The organism is Gardnerella sp. C0026F2 (assembly GCF_056590715.1).
In genome coordinates this window covers 598,943-615,353 of record NZ_JBWPWR010000001.1, presented here as the reverse complement: position 1 = coordinate 615,353, position 16,411 = coordinate 598,943, and the positions used below count along the sequence as shown (strand labels likewise).

General features: G+C 38.9%; 11 protein-coding genes. 8 read left to right on the top strand and 3 right to left on the bottom strand.

From position 1 onward, the window contains the following. Positions 1 to 11: 11 nt before the first annotated feature. Both AC1EK3_RS02305 and AC1EK3_RS02300 read left to right on the top strand, forming a co-directional pair. Complete coding sequence (locus AC1EK3_RS02305; protein ID WP_480033384.1) at positions 12 to 2,705, top strand: ABC transporter permease; 2,694 nt, start codon at positions 12 to 14, stop codon at positions 2,703 to 2,705. Positions 2,706 to 3,086: 381 nt separating this feature from the next. Beyond that, positions 3,087 to 5,063, top strand: a complete 1,977-nt coding sequence (locus AC1EK3_RS02300) for a chromosome partitioning protein ParA (RefSeq protein ID WP_480033385.1) — start codon at positions 3,087 to 3,089, stop codon at positions 5,061 to 5,063. 92 nt (positions 5,064 to 5,155) lie between these two features. Here the strand turns inward: AC1EK3_RS02300 and AC1EK3_RS02295 are convergent, their stop codons facing one another. Then, the gene (locus AC1EK3_RS02295; RefSeq protein WP_480033386.1) at positions 5,156 to 5,911 is read right to left on the bottom strand and encodes a response regulator; all 756 of its coding nucleotides are present in this window, start codon (positions 5,909 to 5,911) and stop codon (positions 5,156 to 5,158) included. Positions 5,912 to 5,920: 9 nt separating this feature from the next. Further along, positions 5,921 to 8,476 (bottom strand): sensor histidine kinase, encoded by a 2,556-nt coding sequence (locus AC1EK3_RS02290; protein WP_480033387.1) that lies wholly within the window; start codon positions 8,474 to 8,476, stop codon positions 5,921 to 5,923. Positions 8,477 to 8,591: 115 nt separating this feature from the next. Between AC1EK3_RS02290 and AC1EK3_RS02285 the strand changes: the two genes are divergently transcribed. The 4 genes from AC1EK3_RS02285 (at position 8,592) to AC1EK3_RS02270 (ending at position 12,971) form a co-directional block, all read left to right on the top strand. Further along, positions 8,592 to 9,974: an alpha/beta fold hydrolase gene (locus AC1EK3_RS02285; protein WP_480033388.1), complete on the top strand. Its 1,383-nt coding sequence runs from the start codon at positions 8,592 to 8,594 to the stop codon at positions 9,972 to 9,974. Between the two features lie 126 nt (positions 9,975 to 10,100). Beyond that, the gene (gene proC, locus AC1EK3_RS02280) at positions 10,101 to 10,904 is read left to right on the top strand and encodes a pyrroline-5-carboxylate reductase (protein WP_480033389.1); all 804 of its coding nucleotides are present in this window, start codon (positions 10,101 to 10,103) and stop codon (positions 10,902 to 10,904) included. A 54-nt stretch (positions 10,905 to 10,958) separates the two neighbouring features. After that, complete coding sequence (ychF, locus tag AC1EK3_RS02275; RefSeq protein WP_119527675.1) at positions 10,959 to 12,047, top strand: redox-regulated ATPase YchF; 1,089 nt, start codon at positions 10,959 to 10,961, stop codon at positions 12,045 to 12,047. A gap of 159 nt (positions 12,048 to 12,206) precedes the next feature. Beyond that, the gene (locus tag AC1EK3_RS02270; protein WP_480033390.1) at positions 12,207 to 12,971 is read left to right on the top strand and encodes a L,D-transpeptidase; all 765 of its coding nucleotides are present in this window, start codon (positions 12,207 to 12,209) and stop codon (positions 12,969 to 12,971) included. A gap of 102 nt (positions 12,972 to 13,073) precedes the next feature. Here the strand turns inward: AC1EK3_RS02270 and AC1EK3_RS02265 are convergent, their stop codons facing one another. Further along, entirely contained in the window at positions 13,074 to 14,135 is a 1,062-nt protein-coding gene (locus AC1EK3_RS02265) for a YeiH family protein (RefSeq protein WP_480033391.1), read from the bottom strand. A 237-nt stretch (positions 14,136 to 14,372) separates the two neighbouring features. Here AC1EK3_RS02265 and AC1EK3_RS02260 point away from each other — a divergent pair, with 237 nt between their 5' ends. Then, entirely contained in the window at positions 14,373 to 14,741 is a 369-nt protein-coding gene (locus AC1EK3_RS02260) for a DUF488 domain-containing protein (RefSeq protein ID WP_480033392.1), read from the top strand. Positions 14,742 to 15,060: 319 nt separating this feature from the next. Continuing rightward, positions 15,061 to 16,350, top strand: a complete 1,290-nt coding sequence (locus AC1EK3_RS02255) for a uracil-xanthine permease family protein (protein WP_480033393.1) — start codon at positions 15,061 to 15,063, stop codon at positions 16,348 to 16,350. Positions 16,351 to 16,411: the final 61 nt, after the last annotated feature.

Genomic DNA, 16,411 nt, shown 5'->3' with positions numbered 1-16,411 from the left:
GTGAAGTTAGAATGTGGAAAATCGCGCTAAAACTTATGCGTAAAAGCGTACGCATGCTCATCGCCTCTGGAATTGCAATTCTTATAGGCAGCATGTTTATGAGCGCTACTTTGCTTTTTGTAAATAGTGTTGACGACTTGATGGTTCGCAACGCAACGGAAGAATTCAGTAGCGCAAATTATGCAATATCATTTAAAAATCCTAACAGCTCTCCGAGTAGTAAAATTCATTATAAAGACCTTCATTTAGACGAAATATCGAAAATGCCTGGCGTCAACGGTATTCGTAGTGACGATGCGACTGCGCTTGTAAGAGTGGAAAAAGGTGATAAATCAGTTACAAGTATTGCTTGGTCTAGTGGTTTGTATGGAAATCTTCCTGTGTATAAATCAACAGAAGGTAGAGATCCACAAAAAATAGGCGAAATTACGCTTATTAAAAGTATTGCTAAATCAATACATGCAAACGTCGGCGATACTATAACATTGGTTAAAGTAGATGACACTGGCGGAGATAAAGAAAAATCGTACGATGTTCGTGTGGTTGGTCTTGTAGACGATGGAGAACATTCTCAAATACCAGTTTCAAATCGCGGCACGTATCTTGGCGGAGTAACGAATGATTTTTGTGCAAAACTCAAAAATCTTAAGAATTTTGACAATCAAGTTGTGCAAAGCAAAGTGTATATGAGTATTGATGAATCTAAAATAAACGATTTATCTCCTAAGATTAACGCTTTGCTTCCAGAGCAATTCTCTCTTATGTCTAGGCACGAAGTTGGTGTAAGAGCTGTTCGAAATGTGTCCAACGGCACTAATTTCGTTGTTATGTTCCTGTTGTCATTTGGTATTCTAGCGTTGCTGGTTTCTTCGCTTGTTATAGCAAATACATTCCAAGTTTTGGTTGCTCAACGCAGACGCACTCTTGCACTTTTGCGCGTAATCGGCGCACAATCGCACCAGCTTTATGCAGCAGTTTTGCTTGAAGCTGCAATACTTGGAGTTATTTCTGCGGCTGTTGGCGTGCTTTGTGCAATCGGATTTATGGGCGCAATTAGCAACGTGAATATTAATTCTGGCGTATTATCTAAGATTCCTTTGATTGTTTCGCTTCCAGCGATTGTTTGGCCAATAGTAATCGGCATGATAGTAACAGTTCTTTCATCTATGGGTGCTGCTCGATCTGCTACAAAAGTAACTCCTATGGAAGCGTTACGACCAATGGATTTGATGAAAGATAAGCGTGCAAGCATTATTCGCGCTGTTTTTGGCGTTCTATTTATTGTTGTAGGTATTTTAGCTACGGCTTTAAGTGCTACTTCTTTAGCAAGCATGATTGCGAGTAAGTCTCCTGCTGCTGGTTCTGACTCTTGGATGACTTTGCTTGGAGCAGTATTTGGATGCGCGCTTATATTCGTTGGTATTGTTATGACAGCCATATTCTGGATGCCGCTAGCTATGAAGGCAACTGGAGCAATTATGGCGCTTTGCGGGCCTGCATCTAAGGTTGCTAACGCAAACGTGCAAAGAAATCCTAGAAGAGTTGCAGCAACTGGAACTGCTTTGCTTATCGGTGTAACGCTTGTTTCAACAGTGGTAACGGGCGCAACGTGTGGTAAAGCAACTCTTAAAGGTTTTGTTGATGATAGATACAGTGTTGACATTATTGTTCAAGGCAAGAATGTTGATGAGTCTCTAGCTGCCGATATTTCAAAGATTAGTGGAATAAAACATACTGAGTTGCTTCCTGCAGTTCCTATGACTTTTAAGAATGCCAAAGGCAAAACTGAGTACGCTATGGTAGCTGGAGTTGATAATGTAAATCAACTTAAAAATGTAATGCATACTGATCTTGATGGCGTTGAAATAAACAAAGATTCTGTGCTTTTGCCTAAGTTTGACAGTGAGGGTGGAGAGCCTTTTGAACTTAAAAAAGGAAACCTTAATCTACAAGCTTATGTAGAAAAGAACAGTTCTGGTGAAACAGACAGTGATGATATTACGCCATTCACTGGTATGAATACGGACTCTAGTAATAATGATAAGAGCATTACCGTAAAGCAAGTTCGGTTTAAGAAGTATAGAAATGTTGGTGTGAATTCAAATAATACCGCTTTTGTGAGCAAATCCTACTTCAATAACTATCTTAAGCCTACAACGCATATGCTGCTTATTTCGGTAGATTCTAGCAAAGCTAATCTTATAGATATTGTTAAAAACATTCAAAAAACTACATCTAATTATGCTGAGGTCATGGCTACTGGAAGTATATTCCAGCGTGCAATGTGGGAGAGTGCTATCAATACGATTATGATGGTGTTCGTTGGATTAATAGCTGTAGCTGTTGTGATTGCCTTAATAGGTGTTGCAAACACATTAAGCTTGTCTGTTATTGAGCGAACCAAAGAATCTGCAACTTTGCGCGCAATAGGTATGACAAGAGGACAGGTTAGAAGATCTCTTGCGTTGGAAGCAACGTTGATTTCCTTAACAAGCACTGTTTCTGGCTTGATTGTTGGAACAATGTTTGGTTGGATTGGATCCTACATGGTGTTTAGCGTAATTGGCAAAGTTCCGTTTGTAATTGATTGGTCTATTTATGCGGTTCTCGCTTTAATCGCTTTGCTTGCAGCGCTTCTTTCCAGTGTGCTTCCAGCTCGTAGAGCAGTGAAGTCTTCGCCAGTAGTTGCGCTCGCGGAGGACTAAATTTCACAAAAACTATATGTGAAAGATAGTCTGTACAAGTTAAGTTGCAGAAAATAAAGATAATGCCGGTGTGTAAATTTTACGTGCCGGCATTATCTTTTTCTTAAGCGTCTTCGACACGCAGAAAAAATTTGTATTATCGTCATTATTTTTTATTAAAACGCGCGTATAATTATGAGGCTAGCATAATATTATGCAAAAAAAGAGCATTTTTTATTAGTAATATTCAAAAATAATACGATTATTATTCATTATGACAAGTTATATCGGAAATATTCCGAATAAATGGCGTTGAAAATGTATTTATTCCTTTGTTATGCTCAAGAATGACTGCTGACATAAGTTAGACATGAAGGCCGCTACGAGCAAGGAGTAGAAAATATGGTAACGGTCAAGAAAAAATCTGCCGCAGCAATTGCAGGAATCTTATTGTTAATGCAAAGCCCAATGCCAGCGTGGGCGCAAGATGCTGCTGAAGAAGTACAGAATGTACCAGCTCAAACAGAGGCGACTGTTAAAGCGTCTACTGAAGAAGCAATTGAAAAAGCTGAAGAGCAAGTTCAGCAATTAGAAGATCAAATTGAAGCGTATAAGAAAAAAGTTGTAGAATTTGACGATCTTTTAAATAAAATTTCTGAGACTGAAAAAACATTCGAAAACATTGCAAATGATAAGGAAAAAGAACTTTCAGAAGCTCAAAATGCATTGAGAATGGATTCCGAAGCTGCAAAAGCAAAGGTTGCGGAATTTGAAAAATCCAAAAGAGAAAAAGAGAGCGATCTTACCGGATTAAAAGAAGCATACGAACTTTTAAAAAAGCAATATGATAATGCAAAATTAGCTCTTGATGGTTTGCAAAATGACGAAGAAGAAAAAAGTCAAACAAAAGAAAGAGCTGCATCTAGCATAAAGCAGTATGAATCGCAGATTTCAAATCTTCACAAAGAAGTAGATTCTCTTAAGGAATCTATTGCAAGTGATTCTGCTCAAGTTAAAGAGTATGATACAAAAATCGCTGAATTAGATTCTGCGTTAGAAAAAGCTGATCCAAACGATGCAGGTAAAATTTATTCTCTAGCGGAGCAGTTTAAAAATATTTCTAATGATCAAGTTGCACTTAGCAATAAAGTTGAAGAAAATAAGAAATCTGTTGCTGCTAAAGAAAAAACTGTGAAAGAATTAGAATCTCTTTTCAAAACAGCGCAGCAAGAATTTGAAAAAGCAAGTGAAGATCTTCAAAAAATTAAAGATCAAATTGATAAGTCTAAAAAAGATGTAGCCAATAAGCTCGAAGTTTCTAACAGTAAAGATTCTGAAGTAAAGAAAGCAGAGTCTGAAATAAAGCTTCTTGGTAATATTATTGAGAACTATAAGTCAGTTGACAACAAAGAGAAATTAAACGAAAAAATTGAATCATTAAATACTGGCATTGAGGGAGCTAAAACATTTAAAAACAATCAGTCCGATGAAAGAACTAGGAATAGTAGACTAAAGAAGGATGCTGAAGATTCTTTGAAGAACGCAGAAAAGAATCTTCAGGAAGCTAAAGTTAAAGTTGCTACTCTCAAAGCTCAATTGGAACAGGAAAAAGCTCAAAAGAATCAGCAAAATGGTAGCAGTTCTGCTGGTAATAATGAGGCAAAAGAATCTGAAAAACAGACTGCTCCTAGTGTTCCAGCACCTTCTGATTCTGAATCTAAAGAGCATGTTGCTCCAGTACCTGCACCTCCAGTAGCATCTGTTCCGAAAGTAGCTGCTCCAGTTCCTGCAGTACCTGAAGCTAAGATCCCAGCTCCGTCTGTTAAAGCACCAGCTATGCCACCTGCTTCTGTTGCTCCTGCAACCCCTGCGGTTCCAGCAGTTCAAGTTGAAGATAATTCAGCTCCTGCTGTTTCTGTAGCTCCTTCGGCACCTTCAGTGTCTTCAGCACCTGCAACAAATCCTACTGTTGCAAATACTCAGAAGGCAGTAACTCCAGTTGCTGAAGCAGCTAAAAAGGTTTCTTCTGCAGCCGCATCTCAGGCTCCAGCTGCTGCTAATGCTGCTGCTCATGCTACAGCTGCTGTGGCTCAGTCGAACAATACTTCGCAAGCAGATAAGTCAACTGAATCTCAGGTTTCAGAAGAAAACTCTAAGAAGCCTGAAGATAACAAGGGTGATGTTGAAGAAGTTGACGAAAAGATTTCGGATACAGTAAGCGAAAAGCCAACTGCTCAAGCTAGTGCTACAGCCGAGAACAAGTCTTCTGGCAATATGCTTAGCACTATAATGTTGGGTGTTTTGGGTGCGCTAACTATTTCTGGAGCTGCTGCTGCCGGCGTGACTGTTATGCGTCACCGTCGCCTACCGAAAGCATAAATTAAAAAGCTACTAGGTACGTTGACAAGCTAAATTTGCGGCTATTTGTGTCTATGCATAAATAGCCGCATTTTTATATATTTAGGTATATTTTACGGCTTAACTAAGCCATTTTCGTAAGCAAAAACTACAGCTTGAACGCGGTCTCTAGCATCGATTTTTCCTAAAATATGCGCAACATGAGTTTTAACTGTTGGCAAGCTAATAAATAGTTTGTCAGCAATTTCCTGATTTGAAAGTCCGTGAGCAATTTCAACAAGAACTTCGCGTTCTCTATCGGTAAGCTCTGGAATAGCAGAATTTTCGTACGAGCATCTTTGCGTTGCTGGTGCAGCCGAATTTGCTTGTGCAGCGTAACTCGCAACGCTGTTTGCTGTAATATTTGCTGCTACTTTGCCTTGCTGAATCATATTTTCAATCAAACGTTTAGTAGCGGTCGGAGCAATAATTGCGTTTCCTTGATACACAGTTCGTATGGAATTAAGCAAAGTTTCTGGTTCAGTATCTTTCAAAAGGAACCCGGAAGCGCCCGCATGAATTGCAGCCATAACATATTCGTCTAAATCAAAAGTCGTTAAAATAATAATGTGCGTGTTGCTATTAGTATCTTCTTGCAAAATTTTGCGAGTTGCTTCCAAGCCATCCATTTTAGGCATGCGCACGTCCATAAGAATAATGTCTGGATGCTCTTTAAGTGCAACTTCTGCAATCTCATTGCCATTTGAAGCTTGCGCAACAACTTGCATATCTTGTTGCGAATTAATTACCATAGCAAATCCTGCACGAACAAGCTCCTGATCGTCTGCTATTGCGACGCGAATTACTCCATTGTTTTCCATATTTTCCATAGTATCAACTTACTCTTGCTTATTTAATGCGTTGTGTTGAATTTGCTCATCAAGCGAAGGAGCAGGGCGAATAGCAATCTCAGTTACATTTGCACCATTATTTGCCAAATTAACGCTTGAGCCCGTTTCTCGCAAAATCCCAAGCAATTTTCGCAAATATTTTAGTGCTGAACGACCTTCATTTCCAATATTTTTAAAAGCTTTACTAATTTCTTCACTTTGTTCCTGTGATTGCTTTGGTTCTGATGACTTTCGATTTTCTGCATTGCTATTTGTTTTTTCGTATTTATTAAGCATGTCGATTCCACTATTTGCGGCATCAATTACTTTATGCAATGTAATAGCAACTTTTTGCTGAATATTTGAGCTAAGACGCTGTCTTTCTGCGTTCGCTGCAAGTACTTCTAGCTGTTTTTGCTCTTGTTCAAGCTCCGTTCTACGCGCTTTTAGAAGCAGCAAATTATTGTCATCATTTCTTCGGGAATAAGCAAACGCAATAACTGTAAAACAAATTATTGCAACTATGAAACCAAAAACTAATCCAACGGACGCCATTTGCATAATGTCATAAAAATTGGTTGTGACAATATTTGATGTAAAGAATCGTATTGGAGTTTCAGTTTGTGGAATATTTCTTGTAGCAATACCAATTTTTACTGCGAAAATAGCAGATTCGGCAAGCACTACTGCGCTAACCCATTGCCATGCGCGTTTTTTACCGTAGAGAACCGCAGCGTAAATAATGTTCGGTATGAAAAAATTAGCGAATAAAATATCAGGCAGGAATATAAGCTGTATTGCAGAAAATACTGCTGCAACAATTGCGCATGCGGTTGGAGCTTTTCTGCGAAACATGAATGGGATCATGGTTGTAAGAGTAAATACTTTATAAAGTATTTGTGATGAAAGCGAGCTTGAATATTGTGAAGTCATTCCAGTTCCAACAGTAAAATCGTAAGTTGGTATAAAAAGCATCATAACAACCCAAGGTGATGCATAAATAATATCTCCAATAAGCCAATGTTGTTCAAACCATTGAGATACTTTCTCAATCCTATTTTGTGAAGCATTTGTTTCTGGTAAAACTTTTGGCAAAACTTTTGATGAGGTTGGAACGTTTACATCTGCTGGTTTCACATTTGCCGGTTTTGTTTGCGCCGCCGATTGATTATTAACTTTTGTATTCTTATAAGTAACGTTAGGAATACTATTTAATACAGAAGCAGTAGTGTTTGATTGGTCTGTGCTGTAGGAATATGGAATAAAAGCAACAATACTAAACGTTCCATCATTGAGTTTTCCATAATCAAGCGTTCCGTGAAGATTTTCAAGTCGCTCTTTCATACCAATTAAGCCATAACCGTTTTTATGTTGCGCATTGCTATTTTGTGCTTTGCTATCTTCGATTTTGTGTATTTCATTTGTAATTTTTAATATTAAACCCTGGTTGTTCCACTCTTCATGAATGTTTACTTTAACGCATTCGCCTGCGTGCTTTCGAATATTAGTAAGAGATTCCTGAACAACGCGGTATGCAACGGTTTGTGCGTCCGTGTTAAGCCTATTTTGAGAATTTATGCCATCAACAGTATGCCAAAAAATATTTTTAGGAGATGCAATCTTTGCTTGCTCAATAAGCGAAGGTATGTGGTTGAAATCCAATTGACACGATGGAGCGTCTGTTAAAGCTTCTAGAAGTCGGCGCATGTCGTGAACGGCGCGCTCGGCTTCGTTTTTAATAATATGCATTGTCTTTTTAGCGAGCGAAATATCTTTGGTTGCGGCATAACGACCACCATCTGCTTGAACAATAATAATAGAAAGCGTGTGGGCAACAATATCGTGCATATCTCTTGCAATTCTTGCGCGCTCTGCAGTAACAGCAATGTGTTGAGCTTTTCGGCGGTACGCGCGAATAGCATTATTGTGATCTTGCAAAAGTTGAATAGTATGCACGTGAGTGCGCTGCCAGTAGCCAATAATAACCGTAATAGTAGTAATAATAATCGCAAAAATTATTGAAGGAATTGCAAAATTAAGTATATTTGAAACGCAATTTTTTATGCTACTACTATTTATATTTTGTACACTACAAGTATAACTAGCTTTTGAATGATTGATGCCATATATTGACCCCATTACAATATTCCACGATATTACTGCGCAAGATAATACGGTTGTTACGTAAGCTGCAATAACAAAAGCTTTTGAATGCTCCGGATTTCCGCGCGCAATAGCATTAACAAGTAGCACGAAACCAAAGAAATCAGCGAAAAGTTGAGTAGGGCCAAATATTACTTGCACAATGCAAATAACAATAAAAATAGTAGCCGATTGTTCAGGCCATAGTTTTCGTAATGAAAGTAGTAATGCAATAACAATATTGATAAGCGTTACTGTAATTAGAGAACTTTGTGTCAAAAAGCCATCAACGTTGCTTATAACGTAGCGATTGCTTGAAAGTATAAAAAGAATAAGTGGAATAATACCCCATAATATGTCGTTTAATGTGAGCTCTTTTCGTAAGCGCTGTATAACACTTTGAAACATATTAGGTACTTTCATAATTACTAGGCTAGTGCATAGTACTTTATAGAACAATCAAACTTGAGTATGATTTATAAATAGAGTGTGTAATTAATAGTTGCGATGTAGCACGAATAAAGAAAGGGATGGCAAGATGGCATTACTCACAAGCTACTATGTTCCGGGATTGCATGTTGAAGAACGCGCGATTGACGTGCCGCTTGATTGGGAAGGCAACACTCCGGGTGGTGCTATTAAAGGTGAAACAATTAGATTGTTTTGCAGAGTAGTTTGTGCTCCTGAGCATGTGCATGACGATTTGCCGTTGCTTGTGTTCTTGCAAGGAGGACCTGGTGGGCAGTGTCCGCGACCACTTTCGCCTTCTAGTGATGGTTGGATTCAAGAAGCTATTAAGCATTTTCGTGTAGTCTTGCCAGATCAGCGTGGTGTTGGGCGTTCTTCAAGAGTGGATGCTTCAACTATGAAGCGTATGGCAGATGATGGCGTAAGTGTTGAGCGTCAAGCATGGTATTTAAAGCGTTTCTTGGCTGACTCTATTATTCGCGATTTTGAACATTTGCGACTTACTGAATTTGATGCTAAGCCGTGGGTTTCACTTGGTCAAAGCTATGGTGGCTTCTTGACTCTTACATATCTGTCGCTATTCCCTCAAGGATTAATTGCAAGTTTTACAACAGGAGGTATTCCTCACGTTCCAGCAAATGCGCGTGAAGTCTATGAGCATACTTTTCCTCGTATGGCGCGTAAAACTGAGCAATTCTATGAGCGCTATCCGCAGGATGTCGCTCGTGCTGCTGCTATTGCAGATCGTATTGCGCAGGGTGATGTTGTGCTTCCAAATGGCGAGAAGCTTACGGTTGAGCGATTCCAAATGTTGGGTTCTTCATTTGGAATGAAACCAAGTTTTGAACGAGTGCATTGGTTAATTGACTCTGCATTTGCAGATGGTGATGGTTCCTTGAAAGCATTTAAGCACGGCGGAGGAGCTTCTGCAGGTAGCTTAAGTGACGAATTTGTGTACGGCGTAATGGATTCTACTGCTTCTAGTCCACTTTATTGGCCACTGCAAGAATTTATTTATGCTGATGGCGAATTGGAACACCCAATTTTGTGGGCTGCTCAACAGGTTAGAGAAACTATGCCAGAGTTTTCTGGTTCTGCTCGTCCTCTTCTTTTCACTGGCGAAGCAATGTTCCCTTGGATGTATGATCAAGAGAAGGCTTTGCAACCATTCCTTCCAGCAGTTGACTGCTTGATGAAAGATAAGCAGTTTGGCAAGATTTACGATCAAGATCAGCTTGCTAATAACGAAGTTCCATTGCAATCAGCAGTGTATTTTGATGACATGTATGTTGATTCTGGTCTTCAGCTTGACACTCTTTCTCGTATTGCCAACTCCCACTATTGGACGACGAACGAGTTTGAGCATGACGGCTTACATGGAGACGTTGTTTTCCGTCATCTTTTTGATGAGGCGCTGAATCGTGGCGATTTAGAGGGAATTTATAAGAGATAAGCCATATATAAAGGTAATAATTTTAATATGCGCAATGATTATAGTGCACTCTTTGCTATGCTATACATCTGTTTGCTTAGTAATGAGTGCGCTACTGTTTTATCAATGCGCTAAAGGGGGTCATGTATGGGTACTTGCGTATCTGGAACTGTTGGTTTTATAGGTTATGGCAATATGGCACAAGCAATTGCTAAAGGTGCGCTGAATGCAGGCGTATTGCAAGGTGAAAATATTGTTGCTTGCGCGCATAATTTTGAAAAACTCGAGCATAATACTTCGCTAATTGGCGCTCGTGCTATGCGTACTGCTCAAGAAGTGTGTGAAGCAAGTGATGTGATTATTATTGCTGTAAAGCCGTATCAGGTTGCTGAAGTACTTAAGCCAGTTTGTGAAATTATTAATGAACGAGATATTGCTGTTATTTCCGTTGCAGCTGGTTGGACGCTTGAGCGTTACATGGAACTGCTTGGCAAGAATGCTCATGTTCAGTGCATTATTCCTAATACTCCTATTTCTGTAGGTCAAGGTGTGACTTTAGCTGAAACTACTCATACGCTTAGCGATAGTCAACTTTCAATGTTTAATGCTTTATTTGAGCCAATTTCTTTGGTAGAGCGAGTGACTAGTGATCATATGAATATTGCAATGTGTATTTCTAGCTGCGCTCCAGCTTTTACAGCAATGTATATTGAAGCATTGGGTGATGCTGGCGTGAAATATGGTTTGCAACGTGATTGCGCTTACCGCTTAGCTGCAAAAATGATTGAAGGAGTAGGTGCGTTATATATGAACGAGCGTACTCATCCAGGGATTATGAAAGATGCAGTGTGCTCTCCTGGAGGAACAACTATTCGTGGCGTTGCGCAGCTAGAATCTCGCGGATTTAGGGGAGATGTTATTGCTGCAGTTGATGCTATTGAAAATAAATAGTAAATATAATCAAGTTGTGTCGGCTTTCCCGACGCTGGTCTAAACTAGGTGAATATGTCTTTAACTATTGGAATTGTTGGATTGCCAAACGTTGGTAAATCCACTATGTTTAATGCTTTAACCCGCAACAACGTTTTGGCGGAGAATTATCCGTTTGCAACTATTGAGCCTAATACTGGTATTGTTCCGCTTCCGGATCATCGTCTTCCAGTGCTCGCAAAGTTGGTTAATACTGAAAAGATTGTTCCAGCAACAGTTACTTTTGTTGATATTGCAGGCATTGTTAAGGGTGCTTCCGAGGGTGAAGGCTTGGGCAATAAGTTCCTTGCTAATATTCGCGAAGCAGACGCTATTTGCGAAGTTGTGCGTGCGTTTAATGACGATGATATTGTGCATGTTAACGGCAAAGTAGATCCTGCTGACGATATTGACACGATTAACACTGAGCTAATTCTTGCCGATATGCAAACTATTGACAATGCTCTTCCAAAGTTGGAAAAGGATTTGCGCGGTAAGAAAGTTACGCAGGAATATGTTGATGCAGTAAATAAAGCTAAGGAAATTCTTGCTTCTGGTAAAACGATTGACCAAGCGCATAACGAAAAGCTTATTGATAAAAACGATGTGTACGATTTGCACTTGCTTACTGCTAAGCCATTTATTTACGTGTTTAACGTGGATGATTCGGAGTTAGCTGATGAAGATTTGAAGTCTAAACTTTCTGCATCTGTGGCACCTGCTAAAGCAATATTCCTTAATGCTCAGTTTGAGTCCGAACTTACTGAGCTCGACGAAGCAGATGCTCGTGAAATGCTTGAAGATGCTGGTTTGAAGGAATCTGGTTTGGATCAGCTTGCACGCGTAGGATTCGATATTTTGGGTCTTCAAACTTATTTGACTGCTGGTGTTAAGGAAGTACACGCTTGGCAGATTCATAAAGGTTGGACTGCTCCACAAGCTGCTGGCGTAATTCACACTGATTTTGAGCGTGGATTTATTAAAGCAGAAATCGTATCTTATGATGATTTTGTTGCTGCTGACGGTTCTATGGCAAAAATTAAGGAAGAAGGAAAGCTTCGTCTTGAAGGTCGCGACTATGTGATGCAAGACGGTGATATTGTCGAATTCAAATTTAATGTATGATTATTTTCATGTTCGTTCAAAAAAATTTATGATTTTTATGTTACGAGTGATTTTAATATCATAATAAATAAAAGATTTATTTTTTGTTTAAGCGTTGCTCTCCTCAGTTTGCTGTTAAACTAGAGGGAGCAACGTTTTTGCTTTTACAATGGAGATGTTATGCAATTTATTCGTAACTTTGTGAGCGATATACGCAAGTGTGTTCGCATTGTTGCAAGATTTTGCAAATGGTGGAAGCGTAGCTCTAATTTTGCTCGTTGTGTTGCGTCAGCTTTATTGGCTGCATTATTGATTCCGTTCTTCTGCTTTGTTGGTCTTGAAACTTCTAATGTTGTTTCTGCTTCTTTAAGGCATAGTGCTCAGTTAAAAAAAATTAATTTGAGTGAGCGCAAAAAAATTGATTGCAAAATAAGCAAACTGAACGGTAATGATAAATCTTTTATTAAAAAATATTGCAAAAATTATCTAAAAAATAAGTCTTTAGTTAAACCTAATTTTTGGAAATATCCTACTGGTGGAGCATATCCTAATCTTACAGGAATAAATGTTTCTGATTTGCATGTGAATGTAAATTTGAAAAAACAGCGTGTTTATATTATTGCTCATGGGAAAACTGTGTATTCAATGGTTATGAGTTCTGGAATAAAAGACTCGACTCCTCATGGTAATTATCAAATTAATGGTCGTGGTGATCATTTCTTTAATCAAGATGAAAAAGTTGGAGCGGATTACTGGGTTGCTTTTATTGGATCGCAATATTTATTCCATTCTGTGCCGACGAATTATAATTTTGGAGAATATATTCCGTTAGAAGGCATGAAGCTTGGAAAGCCTGCATCGCATGGTTGTGTGCGTTTAAGCGTTGCGGATGCCAAATGGTTTTATAAAAATATTCCTGATGGAACGGCTGTGCATATTGGATAGATTTTTCAAGAATACACGAAAATAAATTATCGAGAATATAAAATGAGGATCTTCAAACGAAGACCCTCATTTATTAAGCAAAACTATTCTGTAATGTTTTATTTAGAAGAACAGTACTGCAGCTGCATAAGCTAAAGCAACTAACACGATAGACGCTAGGAAGCTTGCTGCGAATGCTGCGCGACCTTGCTTAAAAATAGCTCGGAAGTTTACGTTAATTCCAAGAGCGGCCATTGCCATGCCAAGGAAAACGTATCCTGCTGCTACAAGAGTTGTTGTGTGTGCTGTTATGAAAGGCACGTAAGTTCCAATAACAGATGCTGCAATAAAGCCAAGCATAAACCATGGGAAGCTAATCTTATGCTTTCCGCCATTTTCAACTTTGCTATGACGAGCATTCCACCAAATTGCAATAAAGATGGAAGCTGGAACGAGCATAAGAACTCGCGAGAGCTTCATTATTGTTGCAACATCGATACTATCGAATGCTCCGCCAGCTGCAACAGCATGTGCGATTTCGTGAAGTGATGCACCTGCTGTAATGCCACGCTGCTGCTTTGTCATGCCAAAGTTAGGTAGGATGAAGATTTCAGCAAGAGCGTAAATAGTGCCCATAATTGCAACTGTTGCAACAGCCATAACTTCGTTCTGCTCTTTCTCATCTTCCTCTTCTGGAAGAACTGGCATCGAGCCAGAAAGACCCATGACTGCAGCGGCGCCACAAATACTTGTGCCGCCTGCTGTAAGCATTGCAAGTTGAGGATTTACTTTTAGAAGTTTGGCAATGCTGTATGTTACGAAAACCATTATTGCAACTAAGACAGCTGCAATAGGCAAGCATTTAATGCCCTTGGTAAACAAATCATGCAAATTCAGATTAAAGCCGAGGAGAATAATACCAAGACGAAGAAGTTTGTTTGCAATCAAACCGGCAGCGCTTTTAACGCCTGCTCGTCTTGAATCATTATTCATTTTGTATGCGTGCAATGGCAGCTGCAGAGCCATGCCAACAAGCAACGCAATAATAAGAGCACCAAGTAATTGGAAACCTGGGTACTTCTTAAGCCAGCTACCAATAAAGGAAGCTAGAAGTGTCAATACAGCAATAAGAGCCATATCGATGGTGCAGATTTTCTTTTTCCATGTATCAAAGAAATTAACCATTTAGCCAAGTATTCTCCCATAATCGGACAAAAACGAACATAAATTAAAAAATTAAGCAAATTTTATATAATTTTGCTGCAAATAAACGCGACACTCCGACATAAAAATCACATAATAAAACATATTCGATAAAAATCTATCGTAGTTTTGTATTGGTTCCATTCTGATTGTTCTTAATTAAATCTTGTTGAAAAAAATCATAATTGTGTAATCATTGTATGTGTTAAAGAGGTAATTATGTGCAATATTAATATTCAAATTAAACGCATTTATGAATCATTTGATGAACATGATGGCTTGCGAGTATTAGTAGATAGATTGTGGCCTAGAGGCATAAGTAAAGAAAAGGCAAATCTTGATTTGTGGTGTAAAGACATTGCTCCATCAAGTGATTTGAGAAAATGGTTTGGGCATAAGTCTGAGCGTTTCGAAGAATTTTCTAATCGTTATGTTGAAGAGTTAGACGAGAATCAAGATTGTGTAAACCAAATCGTAGATATATGTAGAAAAAGTAAAAAAGTAACGTTTTTATATGGCGCGAAAGATCCTCGTATAAATCATGCAATTGTGTTAAAAGCTTACATCCAAAATATTTTGCAAAATTAAGATTGTAATAAGCAGATTTAATATGTAAACAAAAGTTTATGTTTATAAACTTTTATGAGTAATGATTAGTGGTGTTTGCTGCGTTTTCGACACACCGATTTTGCTTGATATTTCAACAAAAATAAAAAACAAAACTGTAATTTTTTTCTTATTCTCGACACTTGCGTTTTGCAACATTAGAATGTCCATTTGGCATATGGGTCGGTGGTGCAATGGAGACCTCCCAGAAGCTGCCATCCCAGCGCTCAATGAGTGCTTGTTTTTTAGCGACACTTGTTTACATAACATTTTTCATAGCTTGTTTTTGCAAGGAGAAGAAATGAATTCATTATTCACGTGGCAGCTTCACGGTAATGGCAAAACGTTAAAGCCTGGTGAAGTTGTAGAGCCAGACGAGCGTTTAACTTGGACTCGTACTGCTGGAATTGGCGCTCAGCATGTTATTGCAATGTTCGGTGCTACCTTCTTGGTACCTATTCTTACGGGCTTTGATCCATCAACAACATTGATGTTCACTGCTATTTCTACAGCACTGTTCTTACTTATTAACGCAAATAAGCTTCCTAGTTACCTGGGAAGCTCTTTTGGTCTTATAGCACCTGTTACAGCTGTAACAACAGCTCATAAAGGTATTGCTGTTGCAAGCTTTGGAATTATGTGCACAGGTTTGCTTCTTGCTCTTATCGGTGTGATTGTGCATTTTGCAGGAGCTAAGTGGATTGACATTATTATGCCGCCTGTTGTAAACGGTGCAATCGTTGCAATTATTGGTTTTAACTTAGGTCCAGCCGTTTGGGGCAACTTCCAAAAAGCTCCAGATACGGCACTTGTAACACTAGTTGCTGTAATGCTTATTGCTGTAGTTTTCCGAGGTCTTCTTGGTCGTTTGAATATTCTTTTAGGTGTTCTTGTTGGTTATGCTTACGCGTGCTTCCAAGGTCAAGTCGATTTTAAAAAGATTGAAGAAGCTTCTTGGATTGGTTTCCCTAAATTCCACACTCCACAAGTTGATTTCTCTGTTCTACTTATGTTCTTGCCAGTAGTGCTTGTTCTTATTGCAGAAAATGTTGGTCACGTAAAGTCTGTAGCTCAAATGACCGGCCGCGACTATGACTCTAAGATTGGAACTGCATTATTCGCAGACGGTTTTGGTACAGCTATTGCTGGTTTGTTCGGCGGTTGCGGTACTACTACGTACGGTGAAAATATTGGCGTTATGGCTGCAACGAAAGTTTATTCTACTGCAGCTTATTGGTGTGCTGCATTCTTCGCATTCATCTTGAGCCTCTGCCCAAAGTTTGGTGCTGTTGTAAACTCAATTCCAGCTGGTGTTCTCGGTGGCGTAACTACTTTGCTTTACGGCATGATTGGTATGATCGGCATAAGAATTTGGGTTGAAAACAAAGTGAACTTCGATAAGCCAGTGAATATTATGATTGCTGCAATCGTTATGATTATTGGCATTGCTAACTTCAATTTTGCACTTTCTGGCATTCAGTTCAACGGAATTGCAATCGGAACCGTTGTGGTGCTGGTTGTATACCACTTATTGAAGGCTATTGGAAAGCTTACTGGCACGATTGCTAAAGACGATCCAGATATTGCTTAACAATACAGTTTGATTTCCTAATCGCAAAATCTTATTTCTATAAGCGCGCTTGCATTAATTT

Bases quoted from the DNA above. Each gene is read 5' to 3' on its own strand.
- AC1EK3_RS02265 (WP_480033391.1), bottom strand. From the start codon at position 14,135: ATGGTTAATTTCTTTGATACATGGAAAAAGAAAATCTGCACCATCGAT.
- AC1EK3_RS02255 (WP_480033393.1), top strand. From the start codon at position 15,061: ATGAATTCATTATTCACGTGGCAGCTTCACGGTAATGGCAAAACGTTA.
- AC1EK3_RS02290 (WP_480033387.1), bottom strand. From the start codon at position 8,476: ATGAAAGTACCTAATATGTTTCAAAGTGTTATACAGCGCTTACGAAAA.
- AC1EK3_RS02285 (WP_480033388.1), top strand. From the start codon at position 8,592: ATGGCATTACTCACAAGCTACTATGTTCCGGGATTGCATGTTGAAGAA.
- AC1EK3_RS02300 (WP_480033385.1), top strand. From the start codon at position 3,087: ATGGTAACGGTCAAGAAAAAATCTGCCGCAGCAATTGCAGGAATCTTA.
- AC1EK3_RS02270 (WP_480033390.1), top strand. From the start codon at position 12,207: ATGCAATTTATTCGTAACTTTGTGAGCGATATACGCAAGTGTGTTCGC.
- AC1EK3_RS02305 (WP_480033384.1), top strand. From the start codon at position 12: ATGTGGAAAATCGCGCTAAAACTTATGCGTAAAAGCGTACGCATGCTC.
- AC1EK3_RS02260 (WP_480033392.1), top strand. From the start codon at position 14,373: ATGTGCAATATTAATATTCAAATTAAACGCATTTATGAATCATTTGAT.
- AC1EK3_RS02295 (WP_480033386.1), bottom strand. From the start codon at position 5,911: ATGGAAAATATGGAAAACAATGGAGTAATTCGCGTCGCAATAGCAGAC.
- proC (WP_480033389.1), top strand. From the start codon at position 10,101: ATGGGTACTTGCGTATCTGGAACTGTTGGTTTTATAGGTTATGGCAAT.
- ychF (WP_119527675.1), top strand. From the start codon at position 10,959: ATGTCTTTAACTATTGGAATTGTTGGATTGCCAAACGTTGGTAAATCC.